28 protein-coding genes, 2 tRNA genes and 1 pseudogene are annotated in these 25,611 nt (G+C 68.0%); 18 read left to right on the top strand and 13 right to left on the bottom strand.

The genetic code is table 11. The features are described 5' to 3' along the window. The first annotated feature begins 77 nt into the window (after positions 1-77). From ACWPN8_RS21225 to ACWPN8_RS21195, 7 genes are all read left to right on the top strand, one after another. Entirely contained in the window at positions 78-1,088 is a 1,011-nt protein-coding gene (locus tag ACWPN8_RS21225; protein ID WP_109050116.1) for an ABC transporter permease subunit, read from the top strand. Between the two features lie 9 nt (positions 1,089-1,097). After that, the gene (locus ACWPN8_RS21220) at positions 1,098-2,015 is read left to right on the top strand and encodes an ABC transporter permease subunit (protein ID WP_492242181.1); all 918 of its coding nucleotides are present in this window, start codon (positions 1,098-1,100) and stop codon (positions 2,013-2,015) included. Between the two features lie 4 nt (positions 2,016-2,019). Then, positions 2,020-3,009, top strand: coding sequence for an ABC transporter ATP-binding protein (locus ACWPN8_RS21215; RefSeq protein WP_098737512.1), 990 nt, complete (start codon positions 2,020-2,022; stop codon positions 3,007-3,009). After that, a complete protein-coding gene (locus tag ACWPN8_RS21210; protein WP_492242180.1) occupies positions 3,009-4,034 on the top strand; it encodes a peptide ABC transporter ATP-binding protein in 1,026 nt (341 codons plus the stop codon). Before ACWPN8_RS21215 ends, ACWPN8_RS21210 begins: the two co-directional genes overlap by 1 nt. 116 nt (positions 4,035-4,150) lie before the next feature. After that, positions 4,151-4,852 carry a hypothetical protein gene (locus ACWPN8_RS21205; protein WP_492242179.1) on the top strand — a complete coding sequence of 234 codons (702 nt, stop codon included), beginning with the start codon at positions 4,151-4,153 and terminating at the stop codon, positions 4,850-4,852. Between the two features lie 111 nt (positions 4,853-4,963). Further along, positions 4,964-5,452 carry a YajQ family cyclic di-GMP-binding protein gene (locus ACWPN8_RS21200; protein WP_098737515.1) on the top strand — a complete coding sequence of 163 codons (489 nt, stop codon included), beginning with the start codon at positions 4,964-4,966 and terminating at the stop codon, positions 5,450-5,452. A gap of 218 nt (positions 5,453-5,670) precedes the next feature. Continuing rightward, positions 5,671-6,078, top strand: a complete 408-nt coding sequence (locus tag ACWPN8_RS21195; RefSeq protein ID WP_455183455.1) for a hypothetical protein — start codon at positions 5,671-5,673, stop codon at positions 6,076-6,078. 82 nt (positions 6,079-6,160) lie between these two features. Here ACWPN8_RS21195 and ACWPN8_RS21190 read toward each other — a convergent pair whose 3' ends face one another. After that, entirely contained in the window at positions 6,161-6,373 is a 213-nt protein-coding gene (locus ACWPN8_RS21190; RefSeq protein ID WP_492242178.1) for a hypothetical protein, read from the bottom strand. A gap of 389 nt (positions 6,374-6,762) precedes the next feature. On the opposite strand from ACWPN8_RS21190, the gene oxlT reads away from it, so the two are divergent. Beyond that, the gene (gene oxlT / locus ACWPN8_RS21185; RefSeq protein WP_492242177.1) at positions 6,763-8,058 is read left to right on the top strand and encodes an oxalate/formate MFS antiporter; all 1,296 of its coding nucleotides are present in this window, start codon (positions 6,763-6,765) and stop codon (positions 8,056-8,058) included. Between the two features lie 13 nt (positions 8,059-8,071). On the opposite strand, the gene ACWPN8_RS21180 is transcribed toward oxlT, so the two are convergent. The 3 genes from ACWPN8_RS21180 to ACWPN8_RS21170 all read right to left on the bottom strand — a co-directional run bounded on the left by ACWPN8_RS21180 (position 8,072) and on the right by ACWPN8_RS21170 (position 10,011). Further along, positions 8,072-8,962: a S49 family peptidase gene (locus tag ACWPN8_RS21180; protein ID WP_109449724.1), complete on the bottom strand. Its 891-nt coding sequence runs from the start codon at positions 8,960-8,962 to the stop codon at positions 8,072-8,074. Between the two features lie 63 nt (positions 8,963-9,025). Further along, the gene (locus tag ACWPN8_RS21175; protein ID WP_492242176.1) at positions 9,026-9,760 is read right to left on the bottom strand and encodes a tRNA1(Val) (adenine(37)-N6)-methyltransferase; all 735 of its coding nucleotides are present in this window, start codon (positions 9,758-9,760) and stop codon (positions 9,026-9,028) included. Positions 9,761-9,804: 44 nt separating this feature from the next. Then, entirely contained in the window at positions 9,805-10,011 is a 207-nt protein-coding gene (locus tag ACWPN8_RS21170; RefSeq protein ID WP_109449728.1) for a putative signal transducing protein, read from the bottom strand. Between the two features lie 117 nt (positions 10,012-10,128). On the opposite strand from ACWPN8_RS21170, the gene ACWPN8_RS21165 reads away from it, so the two are divergent. From ACWPN8_RS21165 to ACWPN8_RS21155, 3 genes are all read left to right on the top strand, one after another. Further along, positions 10,129-11,145: a polyprenyl synthetase family protein gene (locus ACWPN8_RS21165; protein WP_492242175.1), complete on the top strand. Its 1,017-nt coding sequence runs from the start codon at positions 10,129-10,131 to the stop codon at positions 11,143-11,145. A 146-nt stretch (positions 11,146-11,291) separates the two neighbouring features. After that, positions 11,292-11,368 (top strand) — tRNA-Pro (locus ACWPN8_RS21160). Between the two features lie 235 nt (positions 11,369-11,603). Then, positions 11,604-11,680: transfer RNA gene (locus ACWPN8_RS21155), tRNA-Pro, on the top strand. Positions 11,681-11,770: 90 nt separating this feature from the next. Here the strand turns inward: ACWPN8_RS21155 and ACWPN8_RS21150 are convergent. Further along, entirely contained in the window at positions 11,771-12,559 is a 789-nt protein-coding gene (locus tag ACWPN8_RS21150) for a metallophosphoesterase family protein (RefSeq protein ID WP_492242174.1), read from the bottom strand. Positions 12,560-12,877: 318 nt separating this feature from the next. Between ACWPN8_RS21150 and ACWPN8_RS21145 the strand changes: the two genes are divergently transcribed. Together ACWPN8_RS21145 and ACWPN8_RS21140 are read left to right on the top strand one after the other, a co-directional pair. Then, a complete protein-coding gene (locus ACWPN8_RS21145) occupies positions 12,878-14,140 on the top strand; it encodes an ABC transporter substrate-binding protein (protein ID WP_492242173.1) in 1,263 nt (420 codons plus the stop codon). Positions 14,141-14,324: 184 nt separating this feature from the next. Beyond that, a protein-coding gene (locus tag ACWPN8_RS21140) for an IS5 family transposase (RefSeq protein WP_492241372.1) occupies positions 14,325-15,082 on the top strand; the annotation gives its coding sequence in 2 pieces (ribosomal slippage) (positions 14,325-14,649 and positions 14,649-15,082; 759 coding nt in all). A gap of 66 nt (positions 15,083-15,148) precedes the next feature. On the opposite strand, the gene ACWPN8_RS21135 is transcribed toward ACWPN8_RS21140, so the two are convergent. Together ACWPN8_RS21135 and ACWPN8_RS21130 are read right to left on the bottom strand one after the other, a co-directional pair. Continuing rightward, a complete protein-coding gene (locus tag ACWPN8_RS21135) occupies positions 15,149-15,793 on the bottom strand; it encodes a trimeric intracellular cation channel family protein (RefSeq protein ID WP_492242172.1) in 645 nt (214 codons plus the stop codon). A gap of 73 nt (positions 15,794-15,866) precedes the next feature. Next, a complete protein-coding gene (locus tag ACWPN8_RS21130) occupies positions 15,867-16,427 on the bottom strand; it encodes a hypothetical protein (protein ID WP_492242171.1) in 561 nt (186 codons plus the stop codon). A gap of 163 nt (positions 16,428-16,590) precedes the next feature. Here ACWPN8_RS21130 and ACWPN8_RS21125 point away from each other — a divergent pair, with 163 nt between their 5' ends. Further along, a complete protein-coding gene (locus tag ACWPN8_RS21125; protein ID WP_492242170.1) occupies positions 16,591-19,029 on the top strand; it encodes a heavy metal translocating P-type ATPase in 2,439 nt (812 codons plus the stop codon). Continuing rightward, positions 19,029-19,427, top strand: coding sequence for a Cu(I)-responsive transcriptional regulator (gene cueR, locus ACWPN8_RS21120; protein WP_492242169.1), 399 nt, complete (start codon positions 19,029-19,031; stop codon positions 19,425-19,427). Before ACWPN8_RS21125 ends, cueR begins: the two co-directional genes overlap by 1 nt. Before the next feature lie 254 nt (positions 19,428-19,681). Here cueR and ACWPN8_RS21115 read toward each other — a convergent pair whose 3' ends face one another. Both ACWPN8_RS21115 and ACWPN8_RS21110 read right to left on the bottom strand, forming a co-directional pair. Then, positions 19,682-19,867 carry a hypothetical protein gene (locus tag ACWPN8_RS21115; RefSeq protein WP_492242168.1) on the bottom strand — a complete coding sequence of 62 codons (186 nt, stop codon included), beginning with the start codon at positions 19,865-19,867 and terminating at the stop codon, positions 19,682-19,684. 256 nt (positions 19,868-20,123) lie between these two features. Continuing rightward, positions 20,124-20,255, bottom strand: coding sequence for a hypothetical protein (locus ACWPN8_RS21110; RefSeq protein WP_492242167.1), 132 nt, complete (start codon positions 20,253-20,255; stop codon positions 20,124-20,126). Here ACWPN8_RS21110 and ACWPN8_RS21105 point away from each other — a divergent pair. After that, positions 20,197-20,754, top strand: a pseudogene (locus ACWPN8_RS21105) (MFS transporter); the annotation flags it as partial. The gene ACWPN8_RS21110 and the pseudogene ACWPN8_RS21105 overlap by 59 nt on opposite strands. Further along, complete coding sequence (locus ACWPN8_RS21100; protein WP_492242166.1) at positions 20,753-21,445, top strand: MFS transporter; 693 nt, start codon at positions 20,753-20,755, stop codon at positions 21,443-21,445. The pseudogene ACWPN8_RS21105 and the gene ACWPN8_RS21100, both read left to right, overlap by 2 nt. Positions 21,446-21,449: 4 nt before the next feature. Here the strand turns inward: ACWPN8_RS21100 and ACWPN8_RS21095 are convergent, their stop codons facing one another. From ACWPN8_RS21095 to metX, 4 genes are all read right to left on the bottom strand, one after another. After that, entirely contained in the window at positions 21,450-22,043 is a 594-nt protein-coding gene (locus ACWPN8_RS21095) for a PRC-barrel domain-containing protein (protein ID WP_492242165.1), read from the bottom strand. A gap of 220 nt (positions 22,044-22,263) precedes the next feature. After that, positions 22,264-22,518 carry a DUF3072 domain-containing protein gene (locus ACWPN8_RS21090; RefSeq protein ID WP_109449749.1) on the bottom strand — a complete coding sequence of 85 codons (255 nt, stop codon included), beginning with the start codon at positions 22,516-22,518 and terminating at the stop codon, positions 22,264-22,266. Positions 22,519-22,595: 77 nt separating this feature from the next. Continuing rightward, a complete protein-coding gene (metW, locus tag ACWPN8_RS21085) occupies positions 22,596-23,204 on the bottom strand; it encodes a methionine biosynthesis protein MetW (RefSeq protein ID WP_109449751.1) in 609 nt (202 codons plus the stop codon). A gap of 20 nt (positions 23,205-23,224) precedes the next feature. Beyond that, entirely contained in the window at positions 23,225-24,439 is a 1,215-nt protein-coding gene (gene metX, locus ACWPN8_RS21080) for a homoserine O-acetyltransferase MetX (protein WP_492242164.1), read from the bottom strand. A 177-nt stretch (positions 24,440-24,616) separates the two neighbouring features. Between metX and pheA the strand changes: the two genes are divergently transcribed. After that, the gene (pheA, locus tag ACWPN8_RS21075) at positions 24,617-25,513 is read left to right on the top strand and encodes a chorismate mutase (protein WP_492242163.1); all 897 of its coding nucleotides are present in this window, start codon (positions 24,617-24,619) and stop codon (positions 25,511-25,513) included. The last annotated feature ends 98 nt before the right edge of the window (positions 25,514-25,611 follow it).

Below are 25,611 nucleotides of genomic sequence, written 5' to 3'. Positions count from 1 at the left end.
CCTGATGGAACGGGGCGTTGCCAAGTCAGCGCTCCGTTCCAGTTTTCACCGTAGTTTTAAAAAACGAGTACCCGTCGATGCTTCGCTTCATCCTGACGCGGGTAAGCTTGGTGATTCCGACTTTTCTCGGCATCACCTTTCTGACCTTCATCCTGATCCGGCTGGTTCCCGGCGACCCCATCGAGGTGCGCGTCGGCGAACGGGGTATCGCGCCCGAACGGCTGGCCGCCCTCCGCCATGAACTGGGTCTCGACCAATCGCTCTGGCAACAGTTCCTCGATTATGTCGGCAACGTGCTGTCCGGCGATTTCGGCCTGTCGCTGGTCACCCACAATTCGGTGCTGAGCGAATTCATCACCCTGTTCCCGGCGACGCTCGAACTGGCGCTCTGCGCCATGCTGTTCGCGACGCTGGTGGGCTTGCCGGCCGGCATCCTGGCGGCGGTCAAGCGCGGGTCGCTGTTCGACCATGGCGTGATGGGCGCCAGCCTGACCGGCTATTCCATGCCGATCTTCTGGTGGGGCCTGCTGCTGATCCTGTTCTTCTCGGTCGCGCTGGGCTGGACCCCGGTCTCGGGGCGCCTGGATCTGGTTTATTACGTGGAGCCGGTGACCGGCTTCATGCTGATCGACACGCTGATGGCCGGCGATTACGAGGCGTTCCGCTCGGCGTTGTCGCATCTGATCCTGCCGACCATCGTGCTGGGCACCGTGCCGCTGGCCGTGGTGGCGCGCATGACGCGCTCGGCCATGCTGGAGGTGCTGGGCGAGGATTACATCCGCACCGCCCGTGCCAAGGGCCTGGACAGCGGCCGGGTCATCGGCATGCATGCGCTGCGCAACGCGCTGATCCCGGTCGTGACCGTGATCGGCCTGCAGGTCGGCACGCTGCTGGGCGGCGCAATCCTGACCGAGACCATCTTCTCCTGGCCGGGCGTCGGCAAATGGCTGATCGAGTCGATCAACCGCCGCGACTATCCGGCCCTGCAGGGCGGCGTCCTGCTGATCGCCACCTCGGTGATCCTGGTCAATCTGCTGGTGGACGTGCTGTACGGCGTCCTCAACCCCCGCATCCGTCACGCGCGGTGAGGCCAATCCATGTCCGCTGAAACCTCGACCAACGCAGAATCCGCAGTCACAGTGTCGCGCCCGCCGCACCCGCTGACCGAGTTCTGGTATCACTTCAAGCAGAACAAGGGCGCGCTCGGCGGCCTGGTGGTGATCGCGCTGATCGCGCTGATCGCCATCTTCGCCGGCGTCATCGCCCCGCACCACCCCGACATCCAGTACCGCGACGCCATCCTGACCCCGCCGGTCTGGCAGGAGGGCGGGAGCTGGAGCTACATCCTGGGCACCGACGACATCGGCCGCGACATGATGTCCCGCCTGATGTACGGCGCGCGGCTGTCGATGATGATCGGCCTGATCGTCGTCACCCTGTCGCTGGCCGTCGGGCTGGGGCTGGGGCTGGGGCTGGTCGCCGGCTTCTTCGGCGGCATGGCCGACGTGCTGATCATGCGCGCCATGGACATCCTGTTGGCGCTGCCGTCGCTGCTGCTGGCAGTGGTGGTGGCCGCCATCCTCGGGCCGGGGCTGGTGAACGCCATGCTGGCGGTGTCGGTGGTGGTGATCCCGCACTATGCCCGCCTGACCCGCGCCGCCGTGCTGGCCGAGGTGAACAAGGACTATGTCGTCGCCTCACGCGTCGCCGGGGCCGGGCCGCTGCGCCTGATGCTGATCGTGGTTCTGCCCAACTGCGTCGCTCCGCTGATCGTGCAGGCGACGCTGGGCTTCTCCACCGCCATCCTGGACGCCGCGGCGCTGGGCTTCCTCGGCCTCGGCGCGCAGCCGCCGACGCCGGAATGGGGCACCATGCTGGCCTCCTCGCTGCAGTTCCTCCAGCGCGCCCCCTGGGTCGTGACCTGGCCCGGCATCGCCATCCTGGTGACGGTGCTGGCCTTCAATCTGTTGGGCGACGGTCTTCGCGACGCGCTCGACCCCAAGCTGAAGCGTTGACCTCATGCCTCTTCTCGACATCAAGAACCTGTCGGTCGAGTTCACCACCCGCGCCGGCACCTTCCGCGCGGTGGATGGCATCGACCTGACCGTGGACGAAGGCGAGGTCGTCGGCATCGTCGGCGAATCCGGCTCCGGCAAGTCCGTCACCTCTCTCGCGGTGATGGGGCTGCTCGGCTCCAACGGCCGCGTCGTCGCCGACCGGATGATGTTCGGCGGCCGCGACCTGCTGACCATGCCCGCCGCCCAGCGCCGGAAGATCACCGGCAAGGACGTCGCCATGGTCTTCCAGGAGCCGATGACCAGCCTGAACCCCTGCTTCACCGTCGGTTTCCAGATCATGGAGACCCTGCGGGTGCATGAGGGGCTGTCCGGCAAGGCGCTGCGCAACCGCGCCATCGCGCTGCTGGAGCAGGTCGGCATCCCCGCGCCGGAGACACGCCTGTCGGCCTTCCCGCACCAGCTGTCGGGCGGCATGAACCAGCGCGTGATGATCGCCATCGCCATCGCCTGCAACCCGCGCCTGCTGGTGGCGGACGAGCCGACGACGGCGCTGGACGTCACCATCCAGAAGCAGATCCTCGACCTGCTGGTCCAGCTGCAGCGCGAACGCGGCATGGCGCTGATCCTGATCACCCATGACATGGGCGTGGTGGCGGAGACGGCCCAGCGCGTCGTCGTCATGTATGCCGGCCAGGTGGCGGAGACGAGGCCCGTCCAGTCCCTGTTCGAGCGGCCGCGCCATCCCTACACCGGCGCCCTGCTGGACGCGCTGCCGGAGCGGGCGCTCGGCAAGCGCCGTCTGCCGACGATTCCCGGCATGGTGCCGGGCATCGCCGACCGGCCGGCCGGCTGCCTGTTCAGCCCGCGCTGCCGCTTCGCCGACGCGCGCTGCCGGGCCGAGCGCCCGGCGCTGTTCGATGTGGACGACGGGCGCGCGCGCTGTTTCTACCCGCTGCCGGACGGCCATCCCGCCGCCGGGGAGGCGCTGTGATGACCATCCGGACCGAAACCCAGAACGAACCCCATATCTTCGAGGCCTCGGCCGGCAATTCGGTCGTGCTGGAGGCCCGCGACCTTCGCAAGCACTATGCGGTCAAGCGCGGCGCCTTCAAGCCGATGGCGACGGTGAAGGCTCTGGACGGCGTGTCCTTCCGCCTCCAGGCCGGCAAGACGCTGGCGGTGGTCGGCGAATCGGGCTGCGGCAAGTCGACGCTGGCCCGCTCCGTCACCATGATCGAGCCGCCGACCTCCGGCGAACTACATTATGACGGCCGCGACGTGGTCGGGCGCAGTGCCGCGGAGATGAAGGAGCTGCGCCGCACGGTGCAGATGGTCTTCCAGAATCCCTACGGCTCGCTGAACCCGCGCAAGACGGTCGGCTCCATCCTGACCGAGCCGCTGGTCATCAACACCGCCATGGACAAGCACGAGCGGCGCGACCGCGCGGTGGCCATGATGGGGAAGGTGGGCCTGCGCCCCGATCAGGTCGACCGCTATCCGCACATGTTCTCCGGCGGCCAGCGCCAGCGCATCGCCATCGCCCGCGCCCTGATGCTGAATCCGCGCGTCGTCGTCGCCGACGAGCCGGTGTCGGCGCTCGACGTGTCGATCCAGGCGCAGGTGCTGAACCTGATGATGGATTTGCAGGAAGAGCTGAACCTCGCCTACCTGTTCATCTCCCACGATCTCAGCGTGGTGCGGCACATCGCCAACTCGCTGATGGTGATGTATCTGGGCAAGCCGGTGGAGCATGGCGCCAAGGACGTGGTGTTCACCCGTCCGCGCCATCCCTACACCCGCATCCTGCTGGCGGCGACGCCGCGGGTGAACCCGGATCTCCGCCTCGACCGGGTGGTGCCGAAGGGCGAACTGCCGTCGCCGCTGAACCCGCCGCCGGGCTGCGCCTTCCACAAGCGCTGCCCCTTCGCCACCGAGCGCTGTTCGGCGGAGGTTCCGCCGCTGCGCCCCGTCGATGAGCGGCTGGTGGCCTGTCACTACGCCGAAAAGATGGACTGACCGGCGGCAGGACACGTGCCCTTTCGGTCTGCCCTGACGATGAGCCCGGCCCCCCTTGCGGCGGCCGGGCTATCTTTGCTCCACTGAAGCGGCCTCCCTGCGATGGAGTCCGCATCATGGCCCTTCGCCGCCTTGCCGCCTTCTGCCTGCCGCTCCTCCTTGCCCTTGCCGATCCAGCCGCTGCGGCCAGCGTCGACTGTGCCCGGGCCCGCGCCGGAACAGGGGCGGCGGAGGGAAAGCCGATCTGTTCGACACCGGCGCTCGGCGCACGGCTGCGCATGGTTCCGCAGACCGAAGGGCAGCCGGGCAGCCGCCTCCATATCTGGGCCGAGCGGCCGGAGATCGCCGATCCGGCCACGCCCGGAGCCGCGTTCTTCAATGAGACGGTGCGCCGTTTCGTCGAGGGCGAAGTCCGCTCGTTCCGCGAAAGCTCGGCCGATCTGCCGGAGGGGATCGAGGCGGAGCTGGTCCTGACCGCCGATGTCCACGTCGTCGCCCCCGGTCTGCTGTCGGTCCAGTTCCTGGGTGAAGGGGTGCAGGGCAACGGCTTCCGCTACGCGGCGGCGCTGACGGTCGATCTTGTGCGCGAGCAGGTGCCGACACCGGCGCAGATGTTCGGCACCGCCTCCTGGCCGGCGACTGCGATTTCCGCCTGCCGGGCGGCGCTCGGCCCCGATCTGGCGGCGGAGTGCGACGGCCCCGACCTGACGGATCCGCGCAGCTGGCGGTTCGAGCCGGACCGGGCGGTGGCGACCCTGTTGCTGCCGGGCAAGGAGTTGCGGGAAATCGCCCTGCCGTTCCATCTGCCCGTCCGGTGAAATGCCCATCACTGAAACAGAGGGGGCAAAGCGGCTGTTGAGTGCGGCGGCCGTCTTCTTTACGGTTGGCCCGATTCGTTTCTCAGCAGTCCTATCAGGGAGAGTGCCGCCATGCCGTCGTTCGACATCGTGTCCGAGACGGACGTCCACGAGATCGACAACGCTCTCGCCGGCGTCCGCCGCGAGATCGAAACCCGGTTCGACTTCAAGGGCTCCAAATGCACGGTGGAGCGGACCGAGAACGAGATCGTTCTGCTGGCCGACGACGCGCCGAAGCTGGCGCAGATGCAGGAACTGCTGCGCGTCTATGTGACCCGCCGCAAGCTCGACGCCGCGGCGCTGGACTTCACCGCGCAGCCGCAGCGCGCCGCGGGTGATGCCCTGCGCCACACCGTGACGATCAAGCAGGGGATCGCGCAGGATCTGGCGAAGACCATCGTCAAAGGGATCAAGGACAGCAAGATGAAGGTCCAGGTCTCGATCCAGGGCGACGAGCTGCGGGTGACGGGCAAGAAGCGCGACGACCTGCAGGACGCCATCGCCGTGGTCAAGCGGATGGGCATCGAGCAGCCCTTGCAGTACCAGAACTTCCGCGACTGACCTCCAGCCGGCTTGGTCCCGGCCCGGTTCGGCCCGACCCGGCAAGGCGAGGCAAGCCTTGCCGGGCGGCTGGGAATCTTCTGCCGGGTGGCTGGGAAATTTTTGCCGGTCAAATCGTCGCAGGGGCGGCGCCGGCCCTTGTGAATCGCCGGTTGTGGTGATGGCGTGATTTTTGCGTGTGTCCCTGCGGTTCGCCACAAACCGCCGGGGATGGTCCCATGTCGATGATGGCCAACAGCGAGGCCACGCAAGCCATGCGCATCAGGGCGGAAGACGTCCTGGAGCGCAAAGGGACGTCCGCGTCCCGGCAGGCGGGTGCGCTGGCCGGCCAGTTCGCGGCGATGCTGGAAACCCTGAACGGGGTCGGGGAGGGCGACGCCTCCGGTGCCGGTGGCACGGGAGTGGTGGCGAACGCCCAGCCCTCCGTCCGCCTCGGCGTCGGTGCTGTCACCCTGTTCGCGCAGGAGGACGGGCAGGGCGGGGCCGGCATGGCCGCCTCATCCCCGGTGCCCGACCCGCAGGACCCCGCGACCGCGATGCAGGTGGTGGAAAGCGCCATCCAGACCGGCAATGGGGCCAATTTCCGCTGGCTCACTACCCTGCTGACCCAGAACTCCGCAGCCTGATTCCTGCTGCCTGATTTCTGCGGCCAGTACTCTGCGGCCAGATTTCTCCGGCCTGAGTCCGGCCGCGTCGAGAAATCTCCGTTCAGAACCCCCGGCCGAACTCGGCCCAAGACATCGCGACGTCCGGCGACTCCGGCTTGCGCTTGCCGCCGCCATGGCGGGTGCGGAAACCGGCGAACAGATCCGGCAGGGCGATCTGCGGGAATGCCGCGGGACAATAAACTCCCGCAGGGGCGAAGCCGGCGGGAGCCAGAGCGGCGGAACCGGCGAACAGGCGGGTCAGGATGCTGGACATCGTGCGATTTCCCCTGGCTGCGGCTCAGCTCGTCAGCGCCGGTGAACATGGACCGATGATGCGCCTCTCTCTGCACCGCAACAAGATATTATGTATACCAGATACCGTATTTCAAATATGTGTGCGCCGCATGGCTCTGCCTTGACAGTTCTGTTCGCAAGGCAAGCAATCGGTGCATGTCTGCTGCCGTGAAAAAGCGAGACTTTTCAACGCATTCCACGATGTGGAAAAGAATAACGCATTCGGTATCCGGTATTTGGAATACGGATTGTTGAGGCGCACAGTCATGTCCGAACGGCGCAGGACGCGGTGCGATGCGGGTGGCCCGCCACAGCGGACAGCCACACCCCGCCGGTCCTGCGCCCCCACGCTCAATGGGACTTTGGGGCATGACCACAGAGACGACCGAAGACCGCGGTCTTCTGCACAACAAATGGTTCCAGCTCAGCGTCGGCCTGCTGTGCATGGCGATGATCGCGAACCTGCAATATGGCTGGACGCTGTTCGTCGATCCCATCGATGCCAAGCATGGCTGGGGACGCGCGGCCATCCAGATCGCCTTTTCCATCTTCGTCTTCACCGAAACCTGGCTGGTCCCGGTCGAGGGCTGGTTCGTCGACCGCTACGGCCCGCAGGTGGTGGTTCTGGTCGGCAGCCTGCTGGTCGGCGGCTCCTGGGTGATCGACAGCCAGGCCACGTCGCTGCCGATGCTCTACACCGCGGCGGTGATCTCCGGCATCGGCGCCGGCTGCGTCTATGGCACCTGCGTCGGCAATGCGCTGAAATGGTTCCCGCAACAGCGCGGCCTCGCCGCCGGCGTCACCGCCGCCGGCTTCGGCGCCGGTGCCGGCGCCACGGTCATTCCCATCGCCAACATGATCGCCAGCCAAGGCTACGAGCAGGCCTTCCTGGTCTTCGGCATCGGGCAGGGCGTGGTGATCTTCGTGCTGTCCTTCTTCCTGCGCAAGGCGCCGAAGTCGAGCGGCCCGGTGCGCAAGAGCGGGCTTGCCCAGACCAAGATCGACCATCCGCCGTCCCGCGTCATCCGCACCCCGGTCTTCTGGCTGCTCTACGTCATGTTCGTGATGGTGGCCTCCGGCGGACTGATGGCGGCGGCCCAGATCGCGCCGATCGCCCATGACTTCCACGTCGCCAATTCGCCGATCAACATGTTCGGCCTCGTCCTGCCGGCGCTGACGCTGGCGATCTCCATCGACCGCATCCTCGACGGCGCTGGCCGGCCCTTCTTCGGCTGGGTGTCCGACCGCATCGGCCGCGAGAACACCATGTTCATCGCCTTCGGCATCGCCGCACTCGCCATCATCCTGGTGACGCAGCTCGGCCGCAACCCGGTGATGTTCGTGATCTTCACGGCGATGTTCTTCTGCGTCTTCGGCGAGATCTACAGCCTGTTCCCGGCCACCGCCGGCGACACCTTCGGCTCGAAGTTCGCGGCGACCAACGCTGGCATGCTCTACACCGCCAAGGGCACGGCGGCGCTGCTGGTCCCGCTCAGCAGCATCATCGCCAGCCATTTCGGGTGGCACGCCGTGTTCTACATCGCCGCCAGCTTCAATCTGGTCGCCGCGGTGCTGGCGCTGTTCGTCCTAAAGCCACTGCGCGCGGCCTTCATCCAGGCCGACGACTACGGGCTTCAGGCGGCACCGGCCACCGCCGAGCGCTGAGGGCGGGTTCTCCTCAACGCCCCAGCTTCGCCCAGGCCGCCCAATCGTCGAGAGAGGTGCGGGCGGCCGCGACCAGGGCATCGGCAAAGGCTTCCTGCGCCCCGGCCTCCAAGGCCGGGGCGTCGCCATATCCGGCGCGCAGTCGCAGCCGCCGCAGCATGCCGCCCTCCTGCTGCACCACGCGCAGCCGGACCTTCTCGCCGAAGCGGCCGCGCATGACGGAGCGGAGGTCGCCCAGCCCGTCGATCAGCCCGAGCGCCAGCGCCCGGCGCCCGGCCCAGAAGGCACCGGAGAACAACTCCTCCTCCGGCCCGGTCAGGCGGGTGCCGCGACGGGCCCGCACCATCGCCTTGAACGCCTCGTGCACGTCGGCCTGGAGGGCCTTCAGATGGGCGACCCCGTCCTCCCGTTCCGGCGAGAAGGGGTCGAGCAGCACCTTCTTGTCGCCGGCGGTGTAGAGGCGCCGTTCGATGCCGTGGCGCTCGATCAGCCCATGCAGCCCGAAGCCGGACGACACCACGCCGATGGAGCCGACGATGGAGCTTTCGTCGGCCCAGATCTCGTCCGCCGCGCAGGCCAGCCAGTAGCCGCCCGAGGCGGCGGCATCCTCGCAGAAGGCGAAGACCGGCACCTTCTTCTCCTCGGCCAGATCGCGGATCCGCTTGGCGATCAGCGCCGACTGCACCGGCGACCCGCCCGGCGAGTTGACGACCAGCGCCACCGCCTTCTGGTCCTTGGGCGCGAAGGCGCGTTCCAGCAGCGGGGCGACGCCGGCCAGCGTCAGGCCGGAGCGCAAGGGGCCGCCCTGGCCGATGACCCCGGTCAGGCGGACGACGGACACCAGCGGCCCGGCCTTGCGCCAGGGGCCGAAGGGGAGTTTGGCGAGGAGGGATTTCAGGCTCATGCCGGCAGAGATGGGATTGAAGTCTCCCGATTGAAAGGCGCAGGTCCCGTTAAATTGGCCCCGCTAAATGGTGAGCGCTTCCGCGTCTCGCAGCACCCGCTCCGCCTCCGGGCTATAGCCGCCTTCGGCCCTGTGCACCGTCAGGCCGGCGGTCAGGCGGGCCGGCGCCCTGCCGCCCTTGCGCGCGACCAGCAGCAGCCGCTTGGCCTCCACCCCCGGCTTGGGCCACAGGGGCACCAGGACCAGGCTGCCGAAGCGGCCGCGCAGTGCCTGCAGGATGTCGTCGATCCGGTCGGCGCGGTGGACCATGGTCAGGGTGCCGCGCGGCTTCAGCATGCGGTTGGCGAAGCGCACCCAGTCGGCCAGTTGCGCCGTCCCTTCGACATTCGCGGCGGCCTTCCAGCCGTCGGGCGGGACGCTGGCGGCACCGGCCTTCAGATAGGGCGGGTTCATCATCACCCGGTCGAATCCGGCGCTGCCGAGCGCGTCCGGCGGTGCCAGCAGGTCGCCTTCCACCACCGTCACCCGCTCCGCGACACCGCTGAGCGCGGCATTGCGGCGGGCGAAGGCGCAGGCATCGGCCCGCTGTTCCAGCCCCACAACAGACACACCCGGCACCCGGACGGCGAGGCAGAGTGCCGCAGCCCCGGTGCCGGTGCCGACATCCAGCACCCGCTCGCCGTCGCCGGCGGCGGTGATGGCGGCGAGGAAGACCGGATCGATGGCGGCGCGATAGCCGCCGTCGGGCTGGAGCAGCCTGACCCGGCCGTTCAGCAGGAAATCCACGGGTAAAGCCACTGGCGCTTCGATGCTTTGTTCCGGAACCGGAAGGATCGTGCCGTTCACGCTTCGCCGGCCTCGCGCAGGATGCGGACGGCCTGTGCGGCGTCGTCCGTATCGACCATCAGCCGCCGCGGAATGGCACCGATGGACCCCTCGAGGATGCTGGTGTAGCTGTCCAGCACGATGGCCTCGATCCCGGCATCGGCAAGCAGGGCGACCAGCCAGGACAGGCGGACGGGATCGGTGGTGCGCAGCAGTTCGGTCATGGTTTCTCGAAAGGACGGGCGTCTCGAAATAACGGCCCCCTGCGGACTTGACCGAAGAGCCTAGGCCGTTATGCTCCCTAGCGCAAATTCTGGCGTCAATCATCCGTGGAGTCGACCTTGGCGGTCGTGACCAACTTCGAGCCGAAACGGCGCAAGTCTACCCCGCTCGACGACCTGACCGCTTTGGTGGCCGAGGACCTCAGCGCCGTCAACCAGATCATCCTCGACCGCATGCAGTCGCAGGTCGAGATGATTCCCCAGCTGGCCGGCTATCTGATCGCCGCCGGCGGCAAGCGCCTGCGTCCGGTGCTGACGCTGGCGGCCGCCAACCTGTGCGGCTACCAGGGCGAGCATCACCGGCTGTTGGCCGCGGTGGTGGAGTTCATCCACAGCGCGACCCTGCTGCACGACGACGTGGTCGACGAGAGCGACCTGCGCCGCGGCATGGCCTCGGCCAACGCGGTGTTCGGCAACAAGGCCAGCGTGCTGGTCGGCGATTTCCTGTTCTCCCGCGCCTTCGAGATGATGGTGGAGGTGCAGTCGCTCGACGTGCTGCGCATCCTGTCCGGTGCCTCCGCCATCATCGCCGAGGGCGAGGTGCTGCAGCTGCGCACCACCAACGACACCGAGACCAGCGAGCAGGCCTATCTCGAGGTCATCAAGGGCAAGACGGCGGAGCTGTTCGCCGCCGCCTGCCGCGTCGGCGCCGTCGTCGCCAACCGCCCGCAGGCGGAGGAGCTGGCGCTCTACGATTACGGCATGAATCTCGGCATCGCCTTCCAGCTGGTCGACGACGTGCTGGATTATTCGGCCCTGCAGGCGAAGCTCGGCAAGACGGTCGGCGACGATTTCCGCGAGGGCAAGATCACCCTGCCGGTGGTGCTGGCCTTCCGTCGCGGCAATGACGAGGAACGCGCCTTCTGGCGCCGGGTGATGGAGGAGCTGGACCAGAAGGACGGCGACCTCGAACATGCCCAGGCGCTGATGGCCCGCCACAATGCCCTGAAGGACACGGTGGAGCGTGCGCGCCATTACGGCTCCATCGCCCGCGACAGCCTGGGGCTGTTCGCCGACGGGCCGGTCAAGCAGGCGCTGATGGAAGTCATTGATTTCGTGATCGATCGCGATTTCTGACAAGGCTGCGGCGAGGGTGGATCGACGGTCCTGATCTTTTTGACGATGATGCATTTTTTGCGTTGCGCACCCGGTCCGGACCGTTTATACACCCGCTCCACCGACGGACGGCGCACTCCACAGTGACAGGCCGGCGGTGACAGGACCGGAGAGTAGCTCAGCCTGGTAGAGCACTGCTTTCGGGAGGCAGGGGCCGGAGGTTCGAATCCTCTCTCTCCGACCATAAGGACAAGGGCTTCCGGAGAAATCCGGGAGCCCTTCGTCGTTTCAGGGCCATTGTTTCAGGGCTGCGGTCCGGTGGGGCGGAACAGCCGGAAAAAATGCCCCTACAAAACAGCATGGCAAAAATGCAGCGCGCAGGCTGTGACTTTGCATTGCGTCGCCGGCCGGAACCGTTTATACACCCGCTCCACCGACGGACGGCGCACTCCACAGTGACAGACCGGCGGTGACAGGACCGGAGAGTAGCTCAGCCTGGTAGAGCACTGCTTTCGGGAGGCAGGGGCCGGAGGTTCGAATCCTCTCTCTCCGACCATAAGGACAAGGGCTTCCGGAGAAATCCGGGAGCCCTTCGTCATTTCGGGCCATCATCTTGGGGCCATCGTTTCAGGGCCGCGCCAGACCCTCACACCGTGCACAGGAAACGCCGCTCCGTCCCTTCCAGCACCAGGGCGGTCAGGCGGTTGGTGGCGTAGGCGCCGGTGTCGATGCCGATGCGGTTGGGCAGCAGTTCCGGTTCCGGCGCGATGGTGTGGCCATGGACGACCATTTTGCCATGGTCGGCACGCGACGCCAGGAAGGCCTCGCGGATCCACAGCCGGTCCTGGTCCTCCTGCCGGTCGAGCGGGACGCCGGGACGGACGCCGGCATGGACGAAGTGGTAGTCGCCGATGGTCAGATGGTTGCGCAGGCCCGTCAGGAAGGCACGGTGATGGGCGGGCAGCAGGCTGTTCAGCATCAGCTGCGCTTGTTGCAGATGTTCAACCGGCGCATCGGGGTCGGGGGCCGGGATGCCGTAGCTCTCCAGGGTCGCGTCGCCGCCGTAGGTCAGCCAGCCGGGGGCGACGCGCAGGTCCGACAGGAAGCCCAGCATCGTGTCCTCATGGTTGCCGCGCAGGAACACGGCGCCGAAGGCCGGCGGCAGCCCGCAGGCCAGCCGTTCGATCACCAGCCGCGAATCCGGGCCGCGGTCGACGTAATCGCCGAGGAAGACGAGGTATTTCAGCAGGTTCGGCGCCTGGTCGGCATCGCGGGCGATCTGGCCCAGCATCTGGTCCAAGAGGTCGAGCCGGCCATGGATGTCGCCGACCGCATAGACGCGCATGCCGCGCGGCACCGTCGCCGGTCCGGTCCGCCCGGCCGAGGAAACGCCCGACGTGGCATCAGCCCACAGTTTCCGTGCCAAGCTCAACACGCGGCAGTTCTCGTTTTTGTCACAGTGCACCCACTCAGCTGTGTCCGGGCCGCCGGCTCTTCAAGGGGGCGACGGGGCTTCTTCTGTTGCACCGCATTCACGCCATTCGAGGCGATGGCGAGCACTTCGGCGAGGGTGACGGTCCGGCCGCTGTAACGGGCATGTGGTTTCAATCCATTGCGAAACGTAGGGCCATTGCGAAACGAAGGGCTTCGGCGATTCCACTTTGACATGGAGGGGGGACGCGGTGAACTCTTCGGTCGATCAGAGCGGACCCGATCCGCAGTGCGTCCAGCCAAAAAAGGCCCCCGCAGCATCATGACCAACGACCATAAGAACCGCTCCACCGGAGGATTCGCCCTTTCCCGCCGCACGCTGGGGCAGGCCGCCATTGCCGGCGGCGTGCTGGCCGGCTTCGGCCGTGCGCCGGTCTTCGCGCAGGACACCACGCTCAAGGTCGGCGTGCTGCTGCCGCGTTCCGGCCTGCTGGCCCAGGCGGGCCAGGCCTGCCAGCGCGGCGCCGACATCGCGCCGGCGGTGCTGTCCGAACTCGGCTACAAGGTCGAGGTGATGTCGGCCGATACCGAATCGAACGCCGACGTCGCCCGGTCGCGCACGGAAAAGCTGATCAACGACGGCGCCCATGTCATCGTCGGCGCCTTCGACAGCGGCCAGACCGCGGCCGCCGCCCAGGTCTGCGAACAGCGCGGCGTGCCGCTGGTGATGAACATCGCCGCCGCCGACAAGCTGACCGAGCAGGGCTACAAGACCGTCTTCCGCAACTTCCCGACCTCCACCATGCTGGTGACGAACGGGATGTCGCTGATGAAGGATCTGTTCGCCGCCACCGGCACCACGCCGAAGACGGCGGTGTTCCTGCACGCCAACGACACCTTCGGCATGGCGAACAAGGCTGCCATCGACGCGCTGTTCCCCAAGCTGGACATGCCGTTCCAGATCGTGGAGTCGATCTCCTACGATCCCAAGGCGCAGGATCTGGCGGTCGAGGTGGCGAAGGCCAAGGGCACCGGGGCCGAGCTTGCCATCGTCACCACCCGCGCCAACGACGCCATCATGATGGTGCGCGAGATGGTGAAGCAGCGCTGGGAGCCCAAGGGCATCGTCTCCCCCGGCTCGCCCGGCCTCTATGACGAGCAGTTCTACAAGGTGCTGGGCAAATACGCCGACTTCGCCATCACCAACCTGCCCTGGTACGATCCCAAGGCGGCGATGACCAAGCGGGTCGAGGCGGCCTTCAAGAAGCAGTTCCCGAACGACCGCTTCGAGGGCTACGCCTTCAACGTCGCCTTCACCTTCGAGGCGATCCTGATCGCCGCCGACGCCTTCAAGCGCGCCGGCACGGCGGAAGCGTCGGCGATGCTGGCGGCCCTGCGCCAGACCAACCTGTCTGACAAGCTGATGGTCGGCCCGGCGATCACCTTCGACGACAAGGGCCAGAACACCAACCTGATCTCCGCCTGCATCCAGAACCACAAGCTGCGCCCGACCGTGGTGCTGCCGAAGGCCTCGGCCGAAGCAGAGCCGGTGTTCCCGATGCCGGGCTGGGGCAAGCGGGCTTGATTTGACCTCATGTGACCATCCCCTCTCCCCCTGCTCACGCGCAAACTTCGTTTGCGCTGACGCGACAGGCGGACCTGTGGTCCGCCGAAAGCGGGGAGAGGGCTAGGCCCAATCGACATTCATGGTTCCCATCGGGACTGAGTTGTGATTCATGGGTTTCCGCTATTTTGAGGCGGAGCTGTCGATGGGGATCAAACGCTACGAACTGACGGATTCCCAATGGGCACGGATTTCAGGATTGCTGCCCGGCAAGGTTGGCGATCCCGGCCGCTCGGGTGGCGATAATCGTCTGTTCGTCAATGGCTGCCTGTGGGTTCTCCGTTCCGGCGCCCACTGGTGCGATCTGCCTGAACGATATGGCAAGTGGAAGACGGTCCACCGCCGTTTCAGCCGCTGGTGCCACGCCGGGGTCTGGGAGCGGGTGTTCGAGGCGCTGACTGCCGACCGGGATAACCAGTACCTGATGATCGATAGCACGATCGTGCGTGCGCATCAGCAGGCGGCGAGCGGAAAAGGGGGGCCAAGGATCAGGCGCTGGGGCGTTCCCGAGGAGGATTGACCACCAAGATCCACATGCTGGCCGATGCGCTCGGCCGACCTCTGCGCTTGATTGTCACCGCCGGACAGGTCGGCGACATCACTCAGGCCGAAGCCTTGTTGGAAGGGCAGTCCGGCGCCGCTGTCCTCGCCGACAAAGCCTATGACAGCAATGCCTTGCGGGAGACGATTGCCGCCATGAATGCCAAAGCCGTCATCCCCTCCAACCGCTCTCGCAAGCTCATCATTCCTCATGATGCCGAAGCCTACAGACATCGAAACCGCATCGAGCGATGTTTCAACCGCCTCAAGCACTTCAGGCGATTCGCCACTCGCTACGACCGCAGGAAAATACACTTCAATGGCTTTCTCAGCCTCGCAAGCATCTCAATTTGGCTGAGGTGATTGTCGATCCGACCTAGGGTGAGGGGGATGCGCAGCAGGATTTCAACAAGAAACCTGCTGCGTCTTTCAACTCCCCGGCGCCCGCGGTGCGCTCCAGTTGCGCAGCACGCTGACAACGCGCAGCGTGAACACGGCGAGCGCACCGACCACCGCGACCGGCACCGGCGGCAGGTCCAGGCGGTTGCCGGCGATCACCACCGCGGCCCCCAGCAGCGAGGCCATGGCATAGATCTCCTCGCGCAGCACCCGTGGCACCTCAGCGACCAGCAGGTCGCGCATCGCCCCGCCGCCGCAGGCCGTCATCACTCCCAGAAGGGCGGCCGGCAGCGGGCTCAGCCCATAGGCCAGCGCCTTGCCGCAGCCGGCGACGGTGAACAGCCCGAGGCCGGCGGCGTCCAGCACCATCACCGGCTTGCCCAGCCGGTTGATCGGGCCATGGAACAGGAAGGCGGTCAGCCCGGCGGCCAGCGCCACCATCAGATAGCTGTCGTCGCGCAGGCTGGCCGGCGGCAGCGCGCCGATCAGCAGGTCGCGCACCACGCCGCCGGCCAGCGCCGCCGCCAGCGACAACACCATCACCCCGAACAGGTCCAGCCGCTTGCGCACCGCCAGCGTGCCGCCGCTGAGGCCGAAGACGAACACGCCGATGAAATCCATCACCGTCAGCAGGGCGGAGAGGTCGGTCGGCATCGGAATGGGAAGCGGCGGCATGGGCGGGCTCTGGCAAAGTCGTGTGCCCAGCGATTGAGCACAGCCGCGCCCGCCACGCCAAGCGAAACCTCCGCTACACCGTGTCGGGCACCGACAACCGGATGCCCATCCGCCGCGCCTCCAGCATGAAGGCGCGGGTCATCTGCAACAGGTCGGTGCGCCAGTAGAGCTGGGTCAGCGGCTCGTCCAGGAAGTCTTCCGGCAGCATGGCGTAGCAATAGGTCTCCACCACCCTGATGTCCTGTTTCCAGGGATCGACGCCGTCGCGCCAGCCGATGGTCCAGCCGGCATGGCCGGCGCCGATGGCCCAGCGTTCGAAATGCGGGGCGATGGTGTTGCTGTCGATGGGGTCCTTCACCGGCACCTGATAGAGCGCGACGAAGCGCCGGACATTCAGTTGAAGCCGCATCAGCAGCGAATCGCCAAAGGCGCCGATGCGATAGAGGCAGTCGGGCGAGCCGGGGGCATGGCTGAAGGTCACCTCGGCCCGCCGCAACTCGCTCAACGGCGTGGCGGACGGGGCATCGGCCAGCGGCGGCGTCTCATACTCGACGGCCCGCAGATCCTCGACCACGTCATGGGTCAGCATGTGGGAAACGCGGCTCTGCGCCTCGGCGATGGTCAGGCGGGTCAAGGGGCTGGTCCCTTCGGGCAAGTTGCAAAGCGGTCAGGAGACGAACGCCCCGGTCGGACTTTTGTTCAGGGACCGGCCAATCTGCGTCGATCCGCCCCTTGACCTTCCAATTGCTGGAAGCCCCATATCCCGTCATGCCGAGCGGAATCGAAGGAGAACCGGCATGACCACGACCCAGCACGACAGCAGCCCTGCGACGACCGCCGATCTCGACCTCGGCGTGTCTGGCATGACCTGCGCCTCCTGCGTCCGCCGGGTGGAGAAGGCGCTGGGCCGGGTGCCGGGCGTCACCGCGGTGTCGGTCAATCTGGCGACGGAGCGGGCGCGGCTGAGCTTTGCCGGAACGCCCGACGCCAGGGCCGCGGCGGACGCCGTCGAGGCTGCCGGTTTCCATGCCGAACGGCGGGAGTTCGACCTGTCGGTCACCGGGATGACCTGCGCCTCCTGTTCCGGCCGGGTGGAAAAGGCGCTGACCCGCTTGCCCGGCGTCGACTCGGCATCGGTCAATCTGGCGACCGAGCGCGCCCATGTCGTCGCCTTCGCCGGAAGCCTCGATACCGCCGATCTGGTCGCGGCGGTGGAGAAGGCCGGCTATGGCGCCGCCCCGGTCGCGCAAGGCGGCGAGCAGGCGGAAGAGGAGCTGCGGGCCGACCGCAGCCGGCGCGAGCTGCACCATGTGCTGATCGCGGCGGCGCTGTCGCTGCCGCTGCTGGCCGGCATGGCCGGCGACCTGTTCGGGGCGGACTGGATGCTGCCCGGTCCGGTCCAGCTGGTGCTGGCCAGCGTCGTGCAATTCTGGCTCGGCGCGCGTTTCTACCGCGCCGGCTGGAATGCGCTGCGGGCGGGAGCCGGCAACATGGACCTGCTGGTGGCGCTCGGCACCTCGGCGGCCTGGGGGCTCAGCCTCTATTTGATGCTGACCGCGCATCCGGGGCACGAGCCGCATCTCTATTTTGAAGCCTCTTCCGTCCTCATCACTTTCGTGCTGTTCGGCAAATGGCTGGAGGCGCGGGCCAAGGGCCAGACGGCGGCGGCGATCCGAGCCCTGATGGATTTGCGCCCGGCGACCGCCCGGCTGCGCCGCGACGGCGTCGAGACCGAGGTGCCGGTGGAGCGCGTCCGTGTCGGCGACCATGTGGCGGTCCGCCCCGGCGAGCGGGTGCCGGTCGACGGGCGGGTGGTCGAGGGCAGCGGCGGTGTCGACGAATCGATGCTGACCGGCGAGAGCCTGCCGGTCGACAAGGAGCCGGGTGCGCGCGTCACCGGCGGCTCGATCAACGGCGACGGCCTGCTGGTGGTGGAGACCACGGCGGTCGGCACCGAGACCATGCTGGCGCAGATCGTCCGCATGGTGGAGGGCGCCCAGGCATCAAAGGCGCCGATCCAGCGGCTGGTCGACCGGGTCAGCGCCGTGTTCGTCCCGGCGGTGCTGGCGGTGGCGGCGCTGACGCTGGCCGGCTGGTGGATCGTCGGCGGCGATCTGGAAACCGCCATCGTCACCGCCGTCTCGGTGCTGGTCATCGCCTGCCCCTGCGCGCTGGGTCTGGCGACGCCGACCGCGATCATGGTCGGCACCGGCGTTGCCGCCCGCCACGGCATCCTCATCAAGGACGCCGAGGCGCTGGAGCGCGCCCATGCCCTGACCGCCGTCGCCTTCGACAAGACCGGCACGCTGACCGAAGGCAAGCCGCGCGTCACCGACCTGATCCCGGCAGACGGCACCGGTGGCGAAACCCTGCTGCGCCTTGCCGCCGCCCTCCAGGCCGGCAGCGAGCACCCGCTCGCCCACGCTCTGCGCGATCGCGCTGCCGCCGCCGGCATGGCGCCGGGGGCCGCAACCGATTTCCGCGCGCTGGCCGGCCGCGGCGTCAGCGGCACGGTGGCGGGACGGCGCCTGCACCTCGGCAATGCCCGCGCGGTGGCGGAGGCCGGCTTGCAGCCGGGCGCCCTGGCCGGACCGGCCGACGCGCTGGCCGCATCCGGCCGCACCCTGTCCTGGCTGTTCGAGGTCGGCGAGGCGCCGCGCCTGCTCGGCCTCGTCGCCTTCGGCGACACGGTGAAGGACAGTGCCGTCACGGCCATCGCCTCGCTGAAGGCACAGGGGGTGGAGCCGGTGATGGTGACCGGCGACGGCCAGGGGGCCGCCCGCTCCGTCGCGGCGGCGTTGGGCATCAAGCGGGTGTTCGCCGAGGTGCTGCCCGGCGACAAGGCTGCCGTGGTCGCGACCCTGAAAGGGGAGGGCAAAACTGTCGGCATGGTCGGGGACGGCATCAACGATGCGCCGGCGCTGGCCGCCGCCGATGTCGGCATCGCCATGGCGACCGGCACCGACGTGGCGATGCACAGCGCAGGCGTCACCCTGATGCGCGGCGACCCGCGCCTGGTCGCCGGCGCCATCGACGTGTCGCGCCGGACCTATGCGAAGATCCGCCAGGGGCTGTTCTGGGCCTTCGCCTACAATGTGATCGGCATCCCGCTGGCGGCGTCCGGCAACCTCAGCCCGGTGCTGGCGGGTGCGGCGATGGCGCTCAGTTCGGTCAGCGTGGTGGTGAACGCCTTGACCCTGCGCGGCTGGACGCCGCCAAAAAGCGAGGATGCGTGATGAAAGACGGCATGACCATCGGCGACGCCGCCAAGGCATCGGGCGTCAACGCCAAGCTGATCCGCTATTACGAATCCATCGGCCTGATCCCGGAGGCCGGGCGGACGGCGTCGGGCTATCGCGTCTACAGCGACCGTGACGTGAATGTGCTGCGCTTCGTCAAGCGGGCGCGGACGCTGGGCTTCGGGATCGAGCGCATCCAGAAGCTGGTCGGGCTGTGGCAGGACCGCTCGCGCTGCAGTTCCGAGGTCAAGCGGATCGCACTCCAGCACATCGACGAGCTGGAGGCGAAGATCGCCGAATTGCAGGCGATGCGCGACACGCTGCACGAGCTGGCCGACGCCTGCCACGGCGACGAGCGGCCGGACTGCCCGATCCTGAAGGATCTGGCGTCGTGAAAGAAACTCCCCACGCGCGTTGTCCCCTCTCCCCCCTGGGGAGAGGGTTAGGGTGAGGGGGATGCGCGGCAAGGATTTTCAAAGGTCGCGCAGTCCCGGTCCCCAGTATATCCACCCCATGCCTCCCCCTCACCCCGACCCTCTCCCCGGAGGGAGAGGGGGAAATCCCCATGGTGAAAGGGCGTTGCCTACCGCTTCGTCTTCGGATCATGCGTGTAGTGACGGTCGGTCGCGTCAATGCGCTTGCTCATGCCTCACCGATCCTGCTGGTAGCCTTGATGGGTTGTGTTCTGCCGGCTGTTGCCCTGCTGGCCCTGCTCCTTGGTGTTGGGCGCGGCGCGGTTGCCGGTGCCGTCGTCGGGCGAGGCGCTGGTCGCCGGCTCGCCGGGACCCTTGTCGCTGCGGCCTTCGGGCGGGACGGGCGGGATGTGCTTGGTCATGGTGGCGCTCCTATTGTTGGCTCGCGTTCTCTTCCAACAGAGGGGCGTGGGACGGGTTCCGGCCGGACAGAGACCCAGCCCTGCGCCCGGCCTCCGCAATGCTTTCATGCGAAATTGCTGCGACCGCGCAGAGTGGATCGGACTCTATGCTGATCCCCACCATGCCAGATCTTCCCGTCCAGCCTCTCGCCCCCGCCCAATCCGCACCCCGCAAGCCGCCCGTGACGGCGTCCGACGGACTGCCGATCCCGCAGCGCTATTGGGCGATGACGGCGATGACCGTCGCGCTGATCATGGCGGTGCTGGACGGCGTGGTCGCCAACATCGCCCTGCCGACCATCCAGCGCGAGTTCGCGGTCGATGCCGCCAGCGCCATCTGGGTGGTCAACGCCTATCAGCTGGCGGTCACCGTCTCGCTGTTCCCGTTCGCGTCGCTGGGCGACATCATCGGCTACCGCAAGGTCTACTGGTTCGGGCTCGCGCTCTTCACCGTGGCCTCTCTGGCCTGCGCGCTGTCGCCGAACCTGCCGGTGCTGACCGCCGCCCGCGTCGTGCAGGGCATCGGCGGCGCCGGGATCATGAGCGTCAATCTGGCGCTGGTCCGCCACATCTACCCCTCCACCCATCTCGGCCGCGGCGTCGGCTACAACGCGATGATCGTCGCGGTGTCCTCCGCGGCGGGCCCCAGCCTCGCGGCGCTGATCCTGTCGGTGGCCTCCTGGCCCTGGCTGTTCGCCGTCAATGTGCCGCTGGGGCTGGCGGCGCTGGCGGTGGCGGCGCGGGCGATGCCGGCGTCCAACCCGGCCGGTCACCGCTTCGACTGGCTGAGCGCCGCGCTGAACGCCGGCATGCTCGGCCTGCTGATCGTCGGCTTCAAGGGGGTGGATGGCAGCCAGCCTTATTGGCTTGTCGCGGCGGAACTGCTGGCGGCCCTGGCGCTCGGCGCGACGCTGGTGCGGCGCGAACTGGCGCAGGCAGCCCCCCTGCTGCCGGTGGATCTCGCTGCGCCGCCCGGTCTTCGCCCTGACGGTCGTCACCTCGGTCTGTTCCTTCGCCGCGCAGAACATCGTCTTCGTCGCGATGCCCTTCTTCTTCGAGGATGTGCTGAACCGGTCGCTGACGGAATCCGGCCTGCTGATGACGCCCTGGCCGCTGGTGGTGGCGCTGGTCGCCCCGATCTCCGGCCGGCTGGCCGACCGCTACGAGCCGACGCGGCTGGCGGCGGCGGGCCTGCTGGCCTTCGCTGCCGGCCTCGCCCTGATGGCGCTGCTGCCGTCCGACCCGTCGACGCTGGATGTGGTCTGGCGGATGGCGCTGGCCGGCTTCGGCTTCGGCTTGTTCCAGACCCCGAACAACAAGGTGCTGGTCAGCAGCGCGCCGAAGGAGCGCAGCGGCGGCGCCAGCGGCATCCAGGCCACCGGCCGGCTGCTGGGCCAGACGCTGGGCGCCGCCACGGTCGGACTGGTCTTCACCGCCATCGGCAAGGCGGACGGCAGCGTCGTCGTGCTGTGGCTTGGCGCCGGGCTGTGCCTCTTCGCCTGCCTGACCGGCATCTTCCGCCGCCGCCCGGCCGCCTGACCGGTTACGGCTTGGGCTGCTGGCTTTCCGGCCGGGTCAGCGTCGGCTCGTCGCCATAGGCGAAGGTCGGCGCCTTGTCGAGGTCGGCCTGCCCGATGTCCAGCATCGGCCCGTCGGGACCGTTGGCGAGCGCGCCGGCCGGTAGCGCCACCAGCTTCTCGCCCAGCCCCAGCACCTCGTTCGGCGCCATCACGATGCGGTCGACCCGGTCGCCGCTGCTGTCCATGGTGAAGTCGAGGATGCGGCCGGCCATCTGCCCGTCGCGGGTGCGCAGCTCCGTCCCCACCATCGCCCGCGCCTGCTCGGGATTGAGCGCTGCGGAGGGCAATGCCGCCACCGGCGGCGAGGAACCCTGCGCGCCCGTCACCGATCCCGTCACCGGCCCCGTCACCGGCGCTGCGGGGTTCTGCACCTCACGCGACGGCGCTTCGCCGCTGACCCCCGGCGGGGAGGCGATCTGCCCGGTCGCCGGTTGGTCGTCCGGCCGCGGCGCGGTCATCAGCGGCGGCGAGGCGGCGACGCCCGGCGCGGTCTGGGCAAAGGCGGTGCCGGTCAGCAGCAGCGCCGCGGCCGGAACAAGCATGAGGGGGCGGAGCATGAGGGCGACCCTTCCGTTCGGATTCAGGTATCGCCCTGGTTAACAGCGGAAGGTGGGGTTGGGTTGCCGACATGAATCCGCGCTCGTCTCCCTCTCCCCCCGGGGAGGGGGGCGGGGTGAGGTGGATGCACATGTTGGATTCTTGCTGGAGGGCCGCCGCGCGCCCCCCTCACCCTAACCCTTTCCCCGGGGGAGAGGGGATCTTCCGCTGCCTCCCCACTCACTTCCCGCGGCCGGTCTTGTCCTGCAACGCGTCGATGCGCTTCGACGCCTCGGCCTTGGTCAGGCCGTCATCGAAGGATTCGCCGGCCTCCTCGCTCAGCGTCTTCAGATAGGAGGCCTGGGCGCCGGTCATCGGCTCGTCGCCGGTGGTCCAGTCGTCGGGGTTCTTGTCGCGATTGGACGTGTCTTCGCCGGTCTTCGGATTCTCGTGGCCGGCATGGTCATGGGTATCGGCGGTGTGCTTGGTCGTCATGATGCGTGCCTCTCGAAAGGGAACGCATCATGAACAAACCTGAAGGCGGAAGGTTCCCGCCCCCTGGCCCGGCCCCCTCAGCCGTTGCGCCGCAGCAGGAAGACGCCCTGTTCGCCCAGCAGGTTGGCGAAGCCGGAATGGGCGTGGCTGGTCACCCGGCCGGCGCGGTCGATGATCCGCGTCTGCTCGATGGTGATGCTCATCTCCTCCGTCAGCACGACGAAGTCGCGCAGCGTGCAGAAATGGATGTTGGGCGTTTCCCACCACTGGTAGCCCAGCTTTTCCGTCACCGGCATGCGGCCGGTCAGCATCAGCTGCATGCGGACGCGCCAATAGCCGAAATTCGGCACCGAGACGATGGCGCGCCGGCCGATGCGGCACAGCATCTCCAGCACGTCGCGCGGCTGCTTCATCGCCTGAAGCGTCTGGCCCAGAATGACATAGTCGAAGGCTTCCGCCGGATAGTCCTTCAGGTCGGTCTCGGCATCGCCCTGGATCACCGACAGGCCGTGCGCCACGCACTGGCGCACTCCGTCCATGCTGAGTTCGATGCCGCGCCCGTCGACATTCTTGGTGTGGGCCAGGTAATCCAGCAGGGCGCCGTCGCCGCAGCCGACGTCCAGCACGCGGCTGTTCGGCTCCACCATCTCGGCGATCAGCTTCAAATCGTCGCGAATGTCCACCATGGTCGGTTGTCTTGTCTCACTCAGCGCGCGCGGCGGCGGACGGACAGGCCGCGATGCTCGGCGCAGCCCTCCAGGAAGCCGTGGATGACCTGATGGAACTCCGGCTCGTCCAGCAGGAAGGCGTCGTGGCCCTTGTCGGTCTCGATCTCGACGAAGCTGACATTCCCGGCGACGGCGTTCAGCGCATGCACGATGGCCCGCGATTCCGAGGTCGGGAACAGCCAGTCGCTGGAGAAGCTGGCAAGGCAGAAGCGCACCGGCGTGGTCTTGCCCCCCGGCCGGAAGGCGTTGGCCAGCGTGCCCCCGGCATCGGCGGCGAGGTCGAAGTAATCCATCGCGCGGGTGATGTAGAGGTAGGAGTTGGCGTCGAAGCGTTCGACGAAGGCCGCCCCCTGGTAGCGCAGGTAGCTTTCCACCTGGAAATCGGCGTCGAAGCCGTAGGTGATCGCCTTGCGGTCCTGCAGATTGCGGCCGAACTTGCGGTGCAGGGCCGTTTCCGACAGGTAGGTGATGTGCGCCGCCATGCGGGCGACGGCCAGGCCGGCCTCCGGCTTGGTGCCTTCCAGCAGGTAATTGCCGCCGCGCCATTCCGGGTCGGCCATGATCGCCTGGCGTCCGACCTCGTGGAAGGCGATGTTCTGCGCCGAATGGCGGGCGGCGGTGGCGATGGGCACCGCGGCGAACACCGATTCGGGGTAGGCGACCGCCCATTGCAGCACCTGCATGCCGCCCATCGAGCCGCCGATGACGCAGAACAGCTTTTCGATGCCGAGATGCTCGACCAGCAGCTTCTGCGCCCGCACCATGTCGCCGATGGTCACGACGGGGAAGGACAGGCCATAGGGCTGGCCGGTGGCGGGATCGAGATCCTTCGGCCCGGTGCTGCCCAGGCAGCCGCCCAGCACGTTGGAGCAGATGACGAAATAGCGGTCGGTGTCCACCGGCTTGCCGGGGCCGACCAGCATCTCCCACCAGCCGGGCTTGCCGGTGACCGGATGCCTCTCCACCACGAAATGGTCGCCGGTCAGGGCGTGGCAGATGAAGATCGCGTTGGACTTGTCGGCGTTCAGCGTGCCGTAGGTCTGGTAGGCGATCTGGAAGCCGCCGATCTCCACCCCGCTGTCCAGCCGCATCGGCCGGTCCACCGCCAGACGCACGCGCTTGCCCGGCATGACCTGTTCGTTGGAAGCGGGGGCGGGGGCATTGGGGGCGGAGCTGTCGAGGGCCGCGGACATCTCGTTTCGTGCCTTGTCGGAAGCCTTGTGGCGCCTTGATGGGAACCGTCAGGGAGCTGTGGCGGAACGGGAGCGTATAGCTACGAAGCCGGCCTTCGGAGTGTCAATGTTTTCTTTGATTTCAGGGCGCATGCGGACTACTACTAACCGGCTCTGCATTCGATGGTTTTTTGACCCATGGCTTCCGCCCGGACCCCGCTCGACGATTTGCGCCGCGAAATCGACCAGATCGACGACGCGATCCATGACCTGCTGATGCGACGCGCCGCCGTGGTGGAACGCATCGGGGCGGCCAAGGGCAATGGCGCGGCCGAAACCGGCGCCCAGCCCATCTTCCTCCGCCCGGCGCGGGAGGCGACGATCCTGCGCCGCCTGATGGCCCGCCATGCCGGCACCTTCCCCGCCCAGGTCGTCGTCCGCATCTGGCGGGAGATGATCACCGCCTTCACCCGCATGCAGGGCCCCTTCGCCGTCGCCGTCTATGCGCCGGAGGACCGCCGCGGCTTCTGGGACGTCGCCCGCGACCATTTCGGCGGCTTCGTGCCGATGACCGCCGTCAACACTCCCGCCGCAGCGCTCCGCGCCGTGTCGGAGGGGACGGCGACGGTCGCCGTGGTGCCCTATCCGGCCGAGGACGATTCGGATCCCTGGTGGCGCTTCCTGGTGTCGGCCGACGCCGGCCGGCCGCAGGTGGTGGCGCGTCTGCCCTTCGGCGGGCGCGGCAATGCCCGCGGCGAGAACCGCGACGCGCTCGCCATCGCCGCCGTCCCGCACGAGCCGACCGGCGACGACCGCACCCTGCTGAGCATCGAGATCGGCGGCGACCTCAGCCGCGGCCGCCTGAAGGATTCGCTGGAGGCCTGCGGCCTGCCGCCGGTCGGCTTCTGCACCTGGCATCCGGCCGGCCACGCCACCGGGATGAGCGGCGGCGGCCCGTCGGTCCATCTGGTCGAGATCGCCGACTTCGTCGGCCAGGGCGACCCCCGCCTCGCCAAGCTGCTGGAACGCTCGGGCGACATCCCGGTGCGGGTCAACGTCGTCGGCGGCTATGCCGTGCCGCTCGCTCTGGGCTGATGTGCGCGAATGAGGCGAGCCGCCGGGGCTGCTCCTGCCTTATCCTGCCGGCCCTCCGTGGAACGTTGGAACAGGGCCGCCGGAACTGTTCCATCCTG

The organism is Azospirillum sp. UENF 112521, assembly GCF_058780665.1.
The sequence above is the reverse complement of the archived record's forward strand: the minus strand, read 5'-3'. Positions and strand labels throughout refer to the sequence as shown.